Annotated in this window: 13 protein-coding genes; 3 read left to right on the plus strand and 10 right to left on the minus strand. The window is 63.4% G+C overall.

Translation table 11 applies throughout. The annotated features are described in order from the left end of the window. The first annotated feature begins 197 nt into the window (after positions 1-197). Complete coding sequence (locus PPGU16_RS27785; RefSeq protein WP_180723579.1) at positions 198-3,032, plus strand: sensor domain-containing phosphodiesterase; 2,835 nt, start codon at positions 198-200, stop codon at positions 3,030-3,032. 16 nt (positions 3,033-3,048) lie between these two features. Here PPGU16_RS27785 and PPGU16_RS27790 read toward each other — a convergent pair whose 3' ends face one another. From PPGU16_RS27790 to PPGU16_RS27815, 6 genes are all read right to left on the minus strand, one after another. Then, complete coding sequence (locus PPGU16_RS27790) at positions 3,049-3,630, minus strand: peroxidase-related enzyme (RefSeq protein ID WP_180723580.1); 582 nt, start codon at positions 3,628-3,630, stop codon at positions 3,049-3,051. A gap of 815 nt (positions 3,631-4,445) precedes the next feature. Then, positions 4,446-5,855 (minus strand): MFS transporter, encoded by a 1,410-nt coding sequence (locus PPGU16_RS27795; protein ID WP_180723581.1) that lies wholly within the window; start codon positions 5,853-5,855, stop codon positions 4,446-4,448. 277 nt (positions 5,856-6,132) lie between these two features. Next, a complete protein-coding gene (locus PPGU16_RS27800) occupies positions 6,133-7,272 on the minus strand; it encodes an IS481 family transposase (protein ID WP_180720102.1) in 1,140 nt (379 codons plus the stop codon). Between the two features lie 776 nt (positions 7,273-8,048). Continuing rightward, positions 8,049-8,384 carry a DUF190 domain-containing protein gene (locus tag PPGU16_RS27805; protein WP_180723582.1) on the minus strand — a complete coding sequence of 112 codons (336 nt, stop codon included), beginning with the start codon at positions 8,382-8,384 and terminating at the stop codon, positions 8,049-8,051. A gap of 41 nt (positions 8,385-8,425) precedes the next feature. After that, entirely contained in the window at positions 8,426-8,815 is a 390-nt protein-coding gene (locus tag PPGU16_RS27810) for a hypothetical protein (protein WP_180723583.1), read from the minus strand. Between the two features lie 102 nt (positions 8,816-8,917). After that, positions 8,918-9,244: a DUF190 domain-containing protein gene (locus PPGU16_RS27815; RefSeq protein ID WP_180723584.1), complete on the minus strand. Its 327-nt coding sequence runs from the start codon at positions 9,242-9,244 to the stop codon at positions 8,918-8,920. Positions 9,245-9,435: 191 nt separating this feature from the next. Between PPGU16_RS27815 and PPGU16_RS27820 the strand changes: the two genes are divergently transcribed. Continuing rightward, positions 9,436-10,248: a class I SAM-dependent methyltransferase gene (locus tag PPGU16_RS27820; protein ID WP_197986842.1), complete on the plus strand. Its 813-nt coding sequence runs from the start codon at positions 9,436-9,438 to the stop codon at positions 10,246-10,248. Here the strand turns inward: PPGU16_RS27820 and PPGU16_RS27825 are convergent. The 4 genes from PPGU16_RS27825 to PPGU16_RS27840 form a co-directional block, all read right to left on the minus strand. Then, positions 10,245-10,826, minus strand: a complete 582-nt coding sequence (locus PPGU16_RS27825) for a TetR/AcrR family transcriptional regulator (protein WP_180723585.1) — start codon at positions 10,824-10,826, stop codon at positions 10,245-10,247. The two genes, PPGU16_RS27820 and PPGU16_RS27825, sit on opposite strands and share 4 nt — an antisense overlap. Positions 10,827-10,901: 75 nt before the next feature. Further along, the gene (locus tag PPGU16_RS27830; protein WP_180723586.1) at positions 10,902-12,593 is read right to left on the minus strand and encodes an ATP-dependent DNA ligase; all 1,692 of its coding nucleotides are present in this window, start codon (positions 12,591-12,593) and stop codon (positions 10,902-10,904) included. Beyond that, positions 12,590-13,669, minus strand: coding sequence for a ligase-associated DNA damage response exonuclease (locus tag PPGU16_RS27835; protein WP_180723587.1), 1,080 nt, complete (start codon positions 13,667-13,669; stop codon positions 12,590-12,592). The genes PPGU16_RS27830 and PPGU16_RS27835 overlap by 4 nt, the downstream gene beginning before the upstream one ends. A gap of 205 nt (positions 13,670-13,874) precedes the next feature. Next, positions 13,875-14,303 carry a hypothetical protein gene (locus PPGU16_RS27840; protein WP_180723588.1) on the minus strand — a complete coding sequence of 143 codons (429 nt, stop codon included), beginning with the start codon at positions 14,301-14,303 and terminating at the stop codon, positions 13,875-13,877. Between the two features lie 208 nt (positions 14,304-14,511). Between PPGU16_RS27840 and katE the strand changes: the two genes are divergently transcribed. After that, entirely contained in the window at positions 14,512-16,614 is a 2,103-nt protein-coding gene (katE, locus tag PPGU16_RS27845) for a catalase HPII (RefSeq protein WP_180723589.1), read from the plus strand. Positions 16,615-16,696: the final 82 nt, after the last annotated feature.

Here is a 16,696-nt window from a genome sequence, read left to right on the forward strand (position 1 = left end):
GCGCGGACGTCAGCTAAACAGCAAATCGCATTCCGCAGCAATCAGGGCAAAACCGCATTCGAAAAATCTTCAAGCAAACGTTTTCGTGTGCTTGAGCCATTTTTTTTGCGGGCCAGATACATTAAGTTTGCTGTTGCTTACGTCGATATAACGGTTCGAGGCGGAAAACAATCACGGGACGGCACGAGGGCTGATTTATGTGGAATGCCGATCTGTCGGCAGGCGGGGCGGGCTCGCAATCGATCGACGACGCAGCGCGTGCGGTGGAGGCGCGCGGCGTGCCCTGGGCATGGTATCGCGCGGGCCAGCATCTCGAACTGGTGCGCGAAGGTGCGACGCGGTTCGATTGGCCGCGCTCGATCGTGCCCGCGATGCTGCACGACGCCTGCGTCGAGCGCGGCTGGTTCGCGTGGCCGACGGGCCGCAGCGATCTTGCGCTCGGCTGGCTGCTCGCGCCCGCGTCGTTCGCGTCGGACCCCGCCTTTGCGGCGCTCGCGCGCGCGATCGGCGAACAGATGCAGGCCGACGCGCTGGTGCGCGCACAAAACGTGCAGCGCGTGCTGTACGACATCGCGTATCTGGCCAGTTCGATCAGCGAGCGCGGCGAATTCCTGCAGGCCATTCACGAGCGTCTTGGCACGCTGATCGACGCGGAGAACTTCTATCTCGCGCTCTACGACGGCGAAACGGGCGCCGTCACGTATCCGTATTACATCGACCTGATCGACACGGAAGCCGTCGACACGAATCACATGGACATGGTCGACCCCGAGCGCCTGTCGCTCACGGGTTACGTGCTGACCACAGGCCAGCCGCTGCTGATCGACGAGAAGGGCATCATCGATGCGGCCGCGACGGGGCGCTTCTACTGCGTCGGGCACCGGCCGAAGTTCTGGATGGGCGCGCCGCTGAAGAACGCGTCGGACGAAGTGTTCGGCATGGTGACGATGCAGGTCTACGACGCGTCGCGCATCTATAGCGCTGAAGACCGCGCGCTGTTTCTGGTCGTTGCGCGGCACGTGGCGATGGCGCTCGACCGTATTCTGCACCGCGTCGGCCTCGAAGCCGAAGTGGCGCGCCGCACGGCCGAGCTGTCGCGGCTGAACGACACGCTGCGCGCGGAAATCGCCGAGCGCGAGCGCGCGCAGCATCTGCAGGCAGCGCTGTTCGAGATCGCCGAGCTGTCGAGTCAATCGGTCGATATCGGCAAGTTCTTTCGCAGTCTGCATGCGATCGTGGGCGGGCTGCTGTATGCGAAGAACTTCTATATCGCGCTGTTCGAACCCGCGACGGCGGAAGTGTCGTTTCCGTATTACATCGACGAAACGCAGCACGACATACCAGCGCCGCGCCGCGGCGAGCGGGGGTTGACCGAGTATGTGATCCGCCAGCGCGTGCCTTGCCTGCTCGACACCAGCGACGCCGTGCGTCTCGTCGAGGCGGGCGAGATCAAGCTGGACAGCGAGAACATCCGCTTGCGTTCGTGGCTTGGCGTGCCGCTGTTCGATGGCAGCGTGGTGCGCGGCGTGCTCGTCGTGCAGAGCTATTCGTCGAGCGTGCGTTACGACAGGCGCGATCAGGAACTGCTGACCTTCGTGTCGCGCCACATCGATACGGCGCTGTCGCGGCGGCGCGTCGCGGAAGCGCAGCATGCGGCGAATCTCGAACTCGAAGCGCGCGTGCTGGTGCGCACGCAGGAACTCGACGCGGCCAACGCGCGGCTGTTGCACGAGAACTATCACGACGCACTGACGGGCCTGCCGAACCGCTCGCATCTGTACGAGCGGCTCGAAGCGGCGTGGCTTGGCTACAGCAAGCGCGGCGAGCCGTTGTCCGTGCTGTTCATCGACCTCGACCGCTTCAAGGTCGTCAACGACAGTCTCGGTCATCTGTTCGGCGATGCATTGCTCGTCGACGTGGCGGGTCGGTTGCGCGAATGCTTGCGGCGCGACGATCTGCTCGCGCGTCTGGGCGGCGACGAGTTCGCCGTCGTCGTGCCGGGCGCGAACCTGCAAACGGTGCTGTCGCTCGCGGAGCGCATCCTGGCGGCTTTCGATACGCCGTTCAACATCGGCGAGCAGACCGTGTTCACGTCGTGCAGCGTCGGCGTGGTGAGCGCGGACAGCGCGCATCACCGCGAACCCGCCGATCTGCTGCGCGACGCCGATGCCGCGATGTACCGCGTGAAGAATCGCGGCCGGGACAGCTTCGCGGTGTTCAACCACCAGATGCGCCGTGAGCTGTCGGATCAGATCGAAACGGAGGGCGCGCTGCGCAATGCGCTCAAGCGCGATGACGAGCTGGTGCCGTATTTCCAGCCGATCGTCGATATCGGCAGCGGCCAGCTCGTTGCGCTAGAAGCGTTGATCCGCTGGCGGCAGCCGAACGGCGAGGTCTGGGCGCCGGGGCGATTCTTGCCCGCGGTGGAAGGGCTGAAGCTGATCGGGCGACTGGACATGTACATGCTGACGCGTGTGGCGGAGATTCTCGCGCAGCCGGAGCATATCGACTGGCCGCCCGTGCAGGTGAATCTGTCCAGCTACAGCATCACGCGCCCCGAGTTCGCGGACGAACTGCTCGAACTGTTGAAACGTTATGGCGTGCATCCTTCGCGCATTTCACTCGAGCTGACGGAAGGCGCGCTCGTTGCCGAGCCGGACCTTGCGCGCACGACGATGCAAAGCCTCGCGGATAACGGCATGTGCGTCGTGCTCGACGATTTCGGCACAGGCTTTTCTTCATTGAGCTATGTGCACCAGTACCGATTCAGCGGATTGAAGATCGACAAGTCGTTCGTGCTCGAGTTGACACAAAGCGCGCGCAGCCGCGCGATTGTGCGCGCGATCGTGCGGATGGCGGAGTCGCTCGAACTGACGGTGGTTGCGGAGGGCATCGAGGACCAGTCGACGCTGGAACTGTTGCGCACGATCGGCGCGGCGCACGGGCAGGGGTATCACCTGGCGCGGCCGATGTCGCTGGACGCGCTGATGTCGTCGCCGCTGGCGCCGCGCTCGCGGGCAATGGAGCAGTAGTGCTCCTGGCTGACTTCTATTCGCGTGGGATGCGGCCCATCAGGTAGAACTCGTCGTTGGGGCGCATCGAGATGACGTTGGCCATGCGGTTCGACAGGCCGAAGAACGCGGTGATGGCGGTGATGTCCCAGATGTCGGCATCGTCGAAGCCGTAGTCGCGTAGTGTTTTGAAGTCTTCGTCGTTGATGGAGGCTGAATCGCTGCACACTTTTATGGCGAAATCCAGCATTGCTTTCTGGCGTGGGGTGATGTCGGCCTTTCGATGATTCACTGCTAGTTGATCCGCTAGCAACGGTTGCTTTTCGTAGATGCGCAGGATGGCGCCGTGCGCGACTACGCAGTAGAGGCAATTGTTCACCGCGCTCGTTGCGACGACGATCATTTCGCGCTCGCCTTTGGTGAGACCGCCTTCTTTCAGCATCAAGGCATCGTGGTAGGCGAAGAAGGCCCGGAATTCGTCCGGGCGATGAGCCAGTGTCAGGAAGACGTTCGGGACGAAGCCCGCTTTGGCCTGGACTTCCAGTATTCGCGCGCGGATGTCGTCGGGCCATTCGCCCGGGGTCGGGACGGGGTAGCGGCTGATCGATGTTTCTGGCATGGCAGTGGCTCCTTTTTTCTCTGTCTGCGACGCTGGGTGGTTTGCTTGTGTTTGTGCTGGCATCCGCATTTTGTTACTGGTGCTTCAAACGTTGCCCCTGTGCGGGGCGGCACCTACTTTTCTTTGCCGCCGCAAAGAAAAGTAGGCAAAAGAAAGCGGCTCACACCGCCAGATCTAGTATTTGCCTGAGGGCCCCCGTAGGGTCTTACGCTTCAAGCGGCAACGCCCTGCTTCGCGCTCGTTGCCAACGTCCTCTCTGTACGCCTCACCCGCTCCACGCACCCGCATTACCGCATGACGTGCCAGATGCTCCGCGGCCGCCCAGGTGGCAAACTGTGTGTAGGCCGTAGTACCTCACACGCCTCGCTCCGACCGCCGCGCATGCGTTCCACCCTGTAAGAGCGCGATCCTATACGACGCGACAACCTACACACAGTTTGCCACCTATGGGGTCGAAATTGTTCGACACTAATGACCCTTACCACGGGTGCTCGAAGCGGGTGAGGCGTTGATTCAAAGCGTTGGCAACGCAGGGGAACAGATACGCTGCCGTATGAAGCGCGGGACCGGTTGGGGGCCCTCAGGCAGGAACAAGGATTGGCGGTGTGAGCCGCTTTCTTTTGCCTACTTTTCTTTGCGGCGGCAAAGAAAAATAGGTGCCGCCCCGCACAGGGGCAACGCGTGAAGCTAGATAACAAATCGCGGATGCCAGCGAAAAGACCCGCATACCTAACCCTCCCGCGCCGAGAAAACGCAACCGCGGATGCCAGCGCAAACACAAGCAAACCACCCAGCGTCGCAGACAACAAAAAACCCTACTTCGTGGTGATCTCCCGCTTCCCCCTCACGATCTCATCCCCAGCATTAGCCGACAACTTCCTGGTAACAAGAATCGAAGCAAACGAACAGAACCCAACCACAACAAACGCTGGCCAGAAATCCGACCACTGCAGCGCAGCATGCCCATGCACAGCGCGAGTAATCGACAAAACAATACCCGCAACGGTAACCCCAAGCCCGAGAGAAATCTGCTGCACAACACTGCCGAGACTAGTCGCCCGACCCACATCACGACTTTCGATCTCCGCATAAGTCATCGAGTTCAAACTCGTAAACTGCAAAGCAGGAAAGAACCCACCAAGCAGCACAATGAGCCAGATCAACCACGTCGGCGTCCCGGGAAAAAACGCCCCACACGCGGCAATCGCGATACCCGAATACGCCGCGTTGTACATCAACACAGTGCGAAAACCCCAGCGTCGCAAGACAGTGGCAGCCAGCGTCCGCATGAACATGCCGCCAAACGCCGACGCACACGTAATCAACCCCGATTCGAACGCGCTCATCCCAAGCCCTTCCTGCAGCACGAGCGGCAGCAAAAACGGCACGGCACCAAGCCCGATACGAAACAACGAACCACCCAGCACGCTCGCCTGAAACGTCGGCACGCGAAAAAACCGCAAATCGAGCAATGGACGCTCGACACGTCGCGCATAGAGCACATAAATCCCGAGCATCACCGCGCCGATCACCGTCATCACGGTCGCCGTCGTGCCCGTCACCAGTTCGCCGTCGGTGAGCGAAAGCCCGAGCAGAAACAGCGACGCCCCGCCCGCCGACAGAACGAAACCGACCCAGTCGAGCGGACCCGGATGCGGCTCACGCGTGTTCTTGATGTACTTGTTGGTGAGCCAGATGCCCAGAATGCCGACGGGAATGTTGATGAAGAAAATCAGCCGCCAATGCAGATAAGTCGTGATGAAGCCGCCGAGCAGCGGCCCGGCCGCGGGTCCGAGCATCGCGGGCACGCTCAGGTAGTTCATCGCGCGGATGTACTCGGAACGCTCCACCACGCGAAAGATGATGATCCGCCCGACAGGCACCATCATCGCGCCGCCCACGCCCTGTATGAAGCGCGCGACCGTAAATGTCGCAAGCGATGTCGAGGCCGCGCACGCCAGCGAGCCGACCACGAAGATGCCGATTGCCGTGCGGAACACCGAGCGCGCGCCGAAACGGTCGGCCAGCCATCCGCAAACGGGAATGAACACGCCGAGCCCCAGCACGTAGCTGGTGACGGCGATTTTCAGCGTGACGGGGTCCCGGCCGAAGGCGCGCGCCATTTCAGGCAGCGCAGTGACGATGACATTCGCATCGACGCTCTCCATGAACATCGCGCAGGCGACGATGACGGGAGCGATAAAAGCCTTGATGGCAAGCAGCACGGGCGGCGAGCGATGTAAGTGAACGTTGATTATTGCATAGACGGTCTGTCGAGTGCCATGACGTTGTGGTTACAACTGGATTTGCCCCTGTGTGGGGCGGGACTTTGCTTTGCCTGCGACGCTGGTGGGTTTGTTTTGGTTTGCGGTGGCATCCGCGATTTGTTAGCGTGCTTCACGCGTTGCCCCTGTGCGGGGCGGCACCTACTTTTCTTTGCCGCCGTGTACAGACTGGAGACATGGTTGACACATGTACAGGGACATCGCTGACACATGATGGTCAGGGTTTTACTGTCTTCAGGTCAAGTTTTGCGACTCGCTGATGGGCAAACCAGAGCTCGATCACTCCGTCTTCGTTTTCGCTCGGGCGGGCTGCCACCTGCAGCCCCTTGAGCGCAATCGAGAGCTTCACTTTCTCGCCTCGCACGCGCACCACGCCGCTTGCATTGACCTGTAGCACTTCATCGCCGCAACCGTATTCGGGCTCGGGCAGCCGCTCCGGCATCCTGCGCAGGCTGCACGCGTAGCGGGTGACCGGCACCGCCATGTCCAGTGCCTCATGCGGACGCTCGGTGTTGTACACCTGCCGCCAGCGATCCAGTACCTGCTGCACGTGCGCGTGCGTGGTGAACGTGTGCCGCTCCAGCACTTCGGCCTTCAGCGAGCGGTGAAACCGTTCATCCTTGCCATTGGTCTGCGGGTGATACGGGCGGCTATAGCTCACCTGGATGCCCAGCCGGATCAGCCAGACCGCGAGCTCGGTGAGCTGCCCCGGCGCACTGGGCGAGCCCCACGGCGCGCCGTTGTCGGTGTTGATGCGCGATGGCAGCCCGTAGCAGCGAAACGCCCGCTCAAGCTCTGCCTGCACGATCCCGGTGGTGGTGCGCGCGCAGGCGCTCAGCACGATGTTGTAGCGCGAGTGGTCATCGATGACCGTCAGCGGCGCGCAGCGCCCGCTCTCCAGCGTCGGGAAGTCGCCCTTGAAGTCCATCTGCCACAACGAGTTCGGATGCTCGTGCTCGAAGCGTTGCCAGTGCTGGCGCTGGCGGGACGCCTGCTCGTCAATGAGCCCGTGGCGTCGCAGGATCTCGGTGATGGTGGCGGGCGCGGGAACCTCAATCTGGCCCAGATCGCGCAGGCGCCGTGCGATCTTGCGTCCGCCCCAGCCATGCTCGCGGCGCAGGTCCAGCACCAGTGCCTCGATGTGCTCCGGTGAGCGTGTGGGGCTGTGATGCGGGCGCCGGGAGCGGTCGGCCAGCCCCTTGCTACCCTCAGACTTGTGGCGGGCGAGCCACTTGTAGCCGGTCTGGCGGGTGATCTTGAATTTACGGCATAGCTCGCTGAACGGGAGCGCCTGTGTGGCGGCCTCGCAGACGAAGTCTTCGCGACGATTCATGGTGTCTTTTACATCCCAGGGCATGGTTGGAATCCGGGCGTTTGATTACCCGAAAGTGTCAGTCATGTCCCTGTACACCTGTCAGCGATGTCTCCAGTCTGTACACCGCCGCAAAGAAAAGTAGGCAAAAGAAAGCGGCTCACACCGCCAATTCTTGTTCCTGCCTGAGGGCCCCCAACGGGTCTTACGCTTCACACGGCAACTTTCCTGTTCGCGTCCGTTGCCAGCGCCCTTGCGGTGCGCCTCACCCGCTTCATGTGCCCGCGTCTCAGCACGCCGTGCCAGACAGTCCACCGCCGCCCAGGTGGCAAACTGTGTGTAGGCTCTCGCGCCTTGCACGCATCACTCCGGACTGGGTAGCAAGATTAATGTTCCTAGTAAGAGCACTACCCTGTGCGGTGCGACAACCTACACACAGTTTGCCACCTGGGCGGCACGCGCCATTCGCTGCCGCCGGCCCTTGGACGGGTATCTGAGGCGGGTGAGGCTTCTGTTCAGAGCGTTAGCAACGCACGCAAACAGAAATGCTGCCGTTTGAAGTGTGGGACCGGTTGGGGCCCTCAGGCAAACACAAGAACTGGCGGTGTTAGCCGCTTTCTTTTGCCTACTTTTCTTTGCGGCGGCAAAGAAAAGTAGGTGCCGCCCCGCACAGGGGCAACGCTTGCAAACCAATCACATCACGCGGATGCCAGCGAAAAAACCAAAACACCGCCCGGCAACGCCCGCGCCGCGAATGCATAACGCGGATGCCAGCGAAAATGCAAACCACCCCTAGCGTCGCAGACAAACCCAAAAAACCCTTACCCACGCCCGGCCGAGCCATCACCTCCAATCCATCCAAACTCCACCGGCGTACGCGTAAAAAACACATGAACATCCGCCGCGCGCACGATATCCAGCAGGCGGTCCGCCTCGGCATCCGTAGTGGCGAGAATAAGCTGCTGCGGCTGATCACCGAGCGAAAGTGCATGCGCAGCATGAAGAGCCCCCGCGTGCCCAACGCCCTGCGCGCAACTGACCACCGTCGCGCCACGGATACCAAGCGCCCGCGCCTCATGCAGCAGCCATTCACAAACGGTCTGATGACCGTGTCGCCGGTTGCGCTCGGTGAAGAAAGTCAATTGACAGCCGTTCATCACGACGCCCGAATCTGGAGGCCAACCCCGGGCCAACCCCGCTACGCCCGCGACGCCGAAGCCGACGGCGCCTTGGTGCCCGCATGGCTCACGTGATGCCGCGCATAGTCGACCGCTTCGATCAGCACCGAGGCGATTTCGCCGACGCGCTCGCGCGGTATCCGTATCTCGACCCATTCGCGCATCGCCGAGCGGCCATACGGCTGGAAGGCGAACGCACGGCCCGTGTCCACCAGCATCGCCGCGCGTTCGGCGGGCAACTTGATGCCGATGCCGCTGCCGTACACGCAAAACGCGAGATTCGAGCCGACGAACGCAGCCGGACAGCCGAACATCGCGCCTGCGTGCACCGTCGGGTCCTTGTCCTGAACGTAAGCGAACACCGCATCGAACAGTCCGACATCATGCAAGAGTCTTGGCTCTGTTTTCATCGCGTTTCTCCTGTCGCCCGGATTCGCGTTGCACCGCTAGTGCGTGGGTCGAAAGCATCCAGGTCAAGCGTGTGCGTCAGACCTGAAACAGATTACGCGTTTTCACGGCACACCGCTGCCGAGCACCTCGTATTCGACTGCACAGCGCGTATAAAAGAGCGGCACGTTGCCTTGCCGCAAGCGGTCGAGCAACGCATCGACGCGCGCGCTTTCTCCCGCGAGCGTGATGGCGACGGGCTGATCGGCGAGTTCGACAAAGCGTGCCGCGTGGTACTTGCCGTGCACGTCCACGCATTCGCTGACCTCGACAACCGTCGCGCCCTGGATGCCCGCTTGCCGCGCTTCGTCGAGTATCCAGCCGACGGTCGTCTGATGATGCTTGCGTGGGCCGGTGGTGGCCGCGAACACGGTGAGCTGGCTGCCTTGCATGCCGACCTCCATGCGCTGTGCGCTGGCGTGAAAACCATTATCGCGCTGTGAACGCGCGCACAACAGTCTTGCAAGAGCGATGCCCGTTTGCCTTGCGAATTGTCATGCACGCGTTACGTTGCGACCTCTGATCCATGCGGCAGCGCGTCATGGGAGCGAGCATTTGCTCGCGCGTAAATGGATCGTTCACAATGAAGCGCTTCGATACCGAGATCACCGATATGACCGATCCCACGCCACATGTTCATCACGCCGCATCGGAAGGCTATACGAAGGGCGCGAATACCTATGTCAAAGGCCGTCCCGACTATCCGCCGGAACTGGCAGGCTGGCTGAAAGGCGAGCTGGCGCTCGGGCCGGGCAAGATCGCTGTCGATCTCGGCGCGGGCACCGGCAAGTTCACGCCGCGTCTCGTCGAAACGGGCGCGAGCGTGATCGCCATCGAACCCGTCGCGCAGATGCGCGAAAAAATCGCCGCTGCGCTGCCGCAAGTCGATGTCCGCGAGGGCACCGCACAGCGCTTGCCGCTCGACGACGCGTCCGTCGATGCCGTGCTGTGCGCGCAGTCGTTCCACTGGTTCGCGACACCGGAAGCGCTCGTCGAAATTCGCCGCGTGCTGAAACCGGGCGGCCATCTCGGGCTCGTGTGGAATGTGCGCGATGCGCGCGTGCCGTGGGTCGAGCGGCTCGATGCGATCGTCAATGCGCGCGAAGGCGATGCGCCGCGCTATCACACGGGCGAATGGCGCAACGTGTTTCCGGCAGAAGGGTTCGGTGATCTGGAAGAGCGGCACATGCCGCACGGGCACACGGGATCGGTCGAAGATGTGATCGTCACGCGCGTGCACTCGACCAGCTTCATTCTCGCGTTGCCGCCCGAAGAGTGGGCGCAAGTGGAACACGAGGTGCGCGCGCTGATCGCGTCGGAACCGGCGCTGGCCGCGCACGATACCGTGACGGTGCCGTACGTGACGTACGCGTATCGCCTGAAGCGAATGGCTTAGTGTTTGCGCACCAGCACATCGACGAGTGCGAACGCCGTCTGCCTGAGTTTCTTCGGGTCGCCATAGACGCGTTCCATCACCGCGATGCCGCGCGTCGTCGTCACGATCAGGTTCGCTGCCTGCTGCGGTGGCAGCGTCAGTTGCGCGCGTCCTTCCTTGGTGTCGAGCACGTTCAGCAGGGCTGCTTCGAGCGCGTCGAGCATGGCCTGCAACGCTGCGCGCGGACGCGGCGAGTCGGGGTCGATCTCGACGGCCGTTTTCGTCGACAGGCAGCCGCGCGTGGGCGTGCCCTGCGAGATCGAGCGGATCGCGAACGTGAAGAACGACGTCAAAGCGTCGTGCAGATCGGGCTTGTCGAGTGCCTTGCGCGCATCCGCGACGAAACGCTGCGCATAGCGCTCGAACACGCGGATGAAGATCTCTTCCTTGTCGCCGTATGCGTTGTACAGCGAGCCGCGCTGCACGCCCGTCGCTTCCGCGAGGTCCAGCATCGACGTGGCGCGAAAGCCCTTGCGCCAGAAGACGTCCAGTGCGTGCGCGAAAGCGTCGTCTTCATTGAACTGACGAACTCCTGCCATGGTTTGCCTCGGTCCTGGAAATGCCCAAAAGCCGTATTTTGACACCATTGGCTAGAATGCACAAAAACGCGGACATCAACGCGCACGTTCGCGTTCGTCGATGAAGCCTTTCAGCGTCGCGAGCGTATCGGCATCGTCGATGTGCTTGTCGGTGCGCCAGCGCAGCATGCGAGGAAAGCGCACGGCCACGCCCGACTTGTGGCGCGGACTCGCCTGAATGCCTTCGAAGCCGAGTTCGAACACGAGCGTCGGCGTGACGCTGCGCACCGGGCCGAACTTTTCGACGGTGGTCTTGCGCACGACGGCATCGACTTCGCGCATCTCCTCGTCGGTGAGGCCCGAATACGCTTTCGCGAAGGGCACGAGCGTGCGCACGCCGTCCGCCTCGTCCCAGACGGCGAACGTGAAATCCGTATAGAGGCTCGCGCGCCGGCCGTGGCCGCGTTGCGCGTAGATCAGGACGGCATCGACGGCATAGGGGTCGATCTTCCACTTCCACCAGGTGCCCGACGCCTTGGTTCGTCCCACGCCATACATCGACGCGCGGTCCTTCAGCATCAGACCTTCGACGCCGCGCGCGCGGCTCTCGTCACGCATCGCGGCAAGCGTGTTCCAGTCGCGTGCGTCGACGAGCGGCGACACGCGCAGCAGATCTTTCGCGAGCGTGCCTGCGAGCGTCGCTCCCAACGCATCGAGCCGCGCACGCCGTTCCTGCAGCGGCTGCATGCGCAGATCGCCGCCGTCCGCTTCGAGCAGGTCGTAGGCGAGAAACGTCGCCGGCGATTCGGCGAGCACGCGTTTGGTCAGCGACTTGCGCGTGATGCGCGGCTGCAACCGGGCGAACGGCAGCGGCGCGAGCGCGCCGGGTTCCCAAGCGAGTATTTCGCCGTCGAGCACTGTGCCGTCGGGCAGCGCCTCGCCTAGCGCGACGACTTCCGGAAAGCGGTCCGTGATCAGGTCTTCGCCGCGCGACCATACCCACACGCGGCCATCGCGTTTCACCACCTGCGCGCGGATGCCGTCCCACTTCCATTCGGCGAACCACGACGACGGCTCGCCGAGCGTCGCGGGATCGGCCTGCAACGGATGCGCAAGAAAGAACGGATAGGGTAGGCCGAGTTCGCTTTCGTGGCGGCTGTGCGCGGCTTGTGCATCGTCGCTTGCGTCGCCGGAAGGCGCGGGCGCGATCAGGCGCAGATAGCGCGCGGCGTCGGGCGGCTGGCTCGAATCGGTCCAGCCGACCATGCGCTGCGCGATCAGCTTGTGATCGACGCCGGCGACATCGGCGAGCGCGCGCACCACGAGTTGCCGCGCCACACCGACACGAAAGCCGCCGCCGATCAGCTTCGTGAACAGAAAGCGGCCGCTCCAGTCGAGTTCGTCCCAGTACGCGACGAGCCGCTCGCGCAACGCTTCCGGCGACGCGCCGCGCAGCGTCAGGATGCGCTCCTCGATCCATTGCGTGAGGCCAAGCTCCGAAGTGCGCCCGGCGGGCGGCAAGACATGCGCGATGGTCTCCGCGAGATCGCCGACAGCCTGATACGACTCTTCGAACAGCCACTCGGGCAGGCCGGCGCGGGTGCGCGCGATGTCGGTGAGCAGGCGCGTTGGCACTGCCTGGCGCGGCTTGCCGCCCGCGAGGAAATACGACGCCCACGCGGCATCTTCGGGCGGCGCGGCGTGGAAATAGGTGATCAGCGCATCGAGCTTGTCGCGTGTCGACGTCGTGGCGTCGAGCGCGGTATAGAGTGTGGCGAAGCGCTTCATGATGCGTCGGGCGTCGATACGTCGGCGCTCATTGCAGGCTCGGTTTCGCTGGCGGCAGCCGCTGCATCGGCTTCGATTGCATCGTCGCCGTACTCGGTCGCGAACGCACCCGCTTCGAGACCTTGCTCGCGCAGCCAGCGCACCATTGGCTCGACCTGGCCATGCGTGACGATCACGCGCTGCGCGCCCGTCGCGGCGATGGCCGTTTGCAGGCCGGGCCAGTCGGCATGATCGGACAGCACGAAGCCGCGATCGACGCCGCGCCGCCGGCGCGTGCCGCGCAGACGCATCCAGCCCGACGCGAACGCGTCGCTGTATTCGCCGAAGCGTCGCAGCCACGCGCTGCCTTGCGCGGACGGCGGCGCGATCACCAGTGCCTGGCGGAAGGCCTCTTTGTTCGTCGCGGGAATCTCGCTGACGAGGCGCACGGGCGGCAGCGCGACGCCCGCTGCGCGATACGCGCGATTCAACGGCTCGACCGCGCCGTGACAGAAGATCGGGCCGATCCCCGCATCGATGCCCGCGAGAATATGCTGCGCCTTGCCGAACGAATAGCAGAACAGCACGGAAGCGCGACCCGTCGACGCGTTGTGGCGCCACCAGCTGTCGATGCCGTCGAATACCGTTTGCGGCGCGTCCCAGCGATAGATGGGCAGGCCGAAGGTGGACTCGGTGATGAAGGTATGACAGCGCACGGGCTCGAACGGCGCGCAAGTCGGATCCGGGTCGAGCTTGTAGTCGCCGGATGCGACCCACACTTCGCCGCGATATTCGACGCGCACCTGCGCCGAGCCCAGCACATGTCCCGCCGGATGCAGCGACACGTCGACGCCGTTGATCGCGATACGCTCGCCATACGCGAGCGTCTGCAGCTCGATGCCCGGCAGCCGCGATTGCAGCACGAGCGCGCCGGGTTCAGCAGCGAGATAGCGGCGATGCCCGAAGCGCGCGTGGTCGGCATGCGCATGCGTGATGATCGCGCGCTCGACGGGCCGCCATGGATCGATATGGAAGTCGCCTGGCGGGCAGTACAGGCCTTCGGGACGCGCGACGATCAGGTCTGTCCGTTCACTCAAGGTTTGTCTCCGCGAAGAGCGAGGCGGCGTCTGCAGGCGTGCGCCTGTGCATCAATGGACTCGCTGGACGCAGCGTAAGTTCATCGCGCGTCGATCGAGGTGCGTCGTAGCAAGAGCAACACAAGCGAAAGCGCCCCGGCGTCGATATGACGCCGGGGCGCGTCTAACCCCGCCCATTTCTACGATCCGAAGGACGGGCAGGGCATCACTGGCCGCCCTGATTCGTGCCGTTCGTACCCGGCTGCTTCATACCGTTCTGCTGCATCGTACTGTTGTTCGAACGGTTCATACCGGCGCTGTTGGGCGTCGAGCCCGTGCCTGTGCCCGCGCCGCCGCCCGTGGCTGTCGTGCCCGGCGTGCCGTAGCCGCTGTCGTTCGTGCTGCCGCGCTGCATGCGGTTCACGCCTGCACCCGGCGTTGCCACGCCGCCTGCGCCACCCGTATTGCCGCCGCCCGCGCCTACGCCGTTGCCGGACGAGCCGCCGCCCGCGCCATTACCACCGCCAGCCGCGCCTCCACCCGCTCCAGCGCCGCCACCCGCCCCAGCGCCACCGCCTGCGCCTTGCGCATAGACACCACCGGACAAAGCCATCACCAGGGCAGTAGCAAGTACCTTCTTCATCGTGCGATTCATGGTCGAACCTCCCAAAATGGTTTGATCTTCACGAGTCGGTGCTGTTGACCCGCCCGTGCTTTCCATAGCGCAAACCCCATGCCGCACGAGCAGCACGACTGACTCGCGGTGAATCACTTTCTCTGGAACGCCACTTGCGGAGACTTGAAGGATGCAGGCGCAGACGCCCCGTGCGTCGCGCGGCTCTTCAAGCAAAGGAGACTCACTGATGGCAAGCAAGCAGCGTAACCAGCAGCCTTCCGCCCCTGCGGAAGATCTCAAGTCGAAGGATCTCGAACGCTCTCGCGCGCGGCCGCAAAACGAAGCGCTGCGCACCAACCAGGGCGTGAAAATCGCGGATAACCAGAACACGTTGCGCGCGGGTCCGCGCGGCCCGTCGTTGCTGGAAGACTTCATCATGCGTGAAAAGATCACGCACTTCGACCATGAGCGCATTCCCGAGCGCATCGTGCATGCGCGCGGCTCGGCGGCACATGGCGTGTTTCAGGTCTACGAATCGATGGCCGAATACACGAAGGCAGCCTTTTTACAGCACCCGTCGTTGCAAACGCCCGTCTATGTGCGCTTCTCGACCGTGCAGGGTCCGCGCGGTTCCGCCGATACTGTGCGCGACGTGCGCGGCTTCGCGACGAAGTTCTACACGTCGGAAGGCAACTACGACCTGGTCGGCAACAACATGCCTGTGTTCTTCATTCAGGACGCGATCAAGTTTCCGGACTTCGTGCATGCCGTGAAGCCCGAAGCGCCGAACGAAATGCCGACGGGCGGATCGGCGCACGACACGTTCTGGGACTTCGTGTCGCTGGTGCCCGAGGCCACGCACATGGTGTTGTGGACGATGTCGGACCGCGCCATCCCGCGCAGCCTGCGCACGATGGAAGGCTTCGGCGTGCACACGTTCCGCTTCGTCAACGCGAAGGGCGTGTCGCGTCTCGTCAAGCTGCACTGGCGGCCCGTGCTCGGCTCGTATTCGCTGCTGTGGGACGAAGCGCAAAAGCTTGCGGGCAAGGACCCGGATTTCCATCGGCGCGATCTGTGGGAAGCCATCGAGCGCGGCGACTATCCCGAGTTCGAACTGGGCGTGCAGATCATCGAAGAGAAGGATCAGGATTCGTTCGGTTTCGATCTGCTCGATCCCACCAAGCTCGTGCCCGAAGAAATCGTGCCCGTGAAGATCATCGGCAAGATGACGCTGAATCGAAATCCGGACAACTTCTTCGCCGAAACCGAGCAGGTCGCTTTCCACCCGGGCCACGTCGTGCCGGGCATCGATTTCAGCAACGACCCGCTGCTGCAAGGGCGTCTGTTCTCGTACACGGATACGCAGATTAGCCGGCTTGGCGGGCCGAACTTCCACGAGATTCCGATCAACCGTCCCGTCAGTCCGAACATCAACAACCAGCGCGACGGCATGCACCGGCAGACGATCAATGTTGGCCAGGCTTCGTATGAGCCGAATTCAGTGAGCGACGCGTGGCCCAAGGAAACCGATCCCGCTGCAAAGGATGGCGGCTTCGAGAGCTACCCCGAGCCGATGGAAGGCACGAAGACCCGCGTGCGCAGCGAATCGTTCGCCGATCATTTCTCGCAGGCAGCGCTGTTCTATCAGAGCATGAGCGATGTCGAGCAAGAGCACATCGCGCTCGCGTATCAGTTCGAACTTGGCAAGGTGACGAAGCCGGAAATTCGCGCGCGCGTGGTCAACGAGATTCTCGCTAACTTCGACGCGGGTCTCGCCGCCACGGTGGCCGAAGGTCTCGGCTTGCCGAAGCCGGCCAAGGGCGCGCGGGCAGCGGGCAAGCAACAGCCTTCGCCGGCGTTGAGCCTGCTGAACCGTGGCGTGCCCGGCATCAAGACACGCAAGATCGCGGTGCTCGCCGCGCCGGGCAGCGATGGCGCAGCCATCAAGAGCGTGCAGGCGGCGCTGAAGTCGCAGGGCGCCACGCCGTTGCTGGTGTCGCCGACGCTCGCGGCCATCGACGGCATGAACCCCGATGCGACGATCTCCGGCATGCCGTCGATCATGTTCGACGGCGTGGTGGTCGTGGGCGGCGCGCAGGGCGCAAAGGCGCTCGCGCAATCGGGCGACGCGCGCCACTTCGTGCTCGAAGCGTTCCGGCATCTGAAGGCGATCGCGGCAACCGGCGCGGGCAAGGACGTGCTGAGCGCGGCGCATCTGCCCGAGAAAGGCGATGGCGTGTTCATCGGTGACGACGGCAAGGTCGAGGCGGTGTTGAAGCCGTTCATCGAAGCGATGGGCCAGCATCGCGTGTGGGCGCGTCGGGAGATGGCCGAGACCGTGCCTGCGTGACGTAAAACATCCAACCGCTCAGGCGTAGAAACGCCGTTGCTGCCACCGCGCAGCAACGGCGTTTTTTTTCGAGCGAGGGGAA

The sequence above is a fragment of the Paraburkholderia largidicola genome (genome assembly GCF_013426895.1).
GTDB lineage: Bacteria > Pseudomonadota > Gammaproteobacteria > Burkholderiales > Burkholderiaceae > Paraburkholderia > Paraburkholderia largidicola.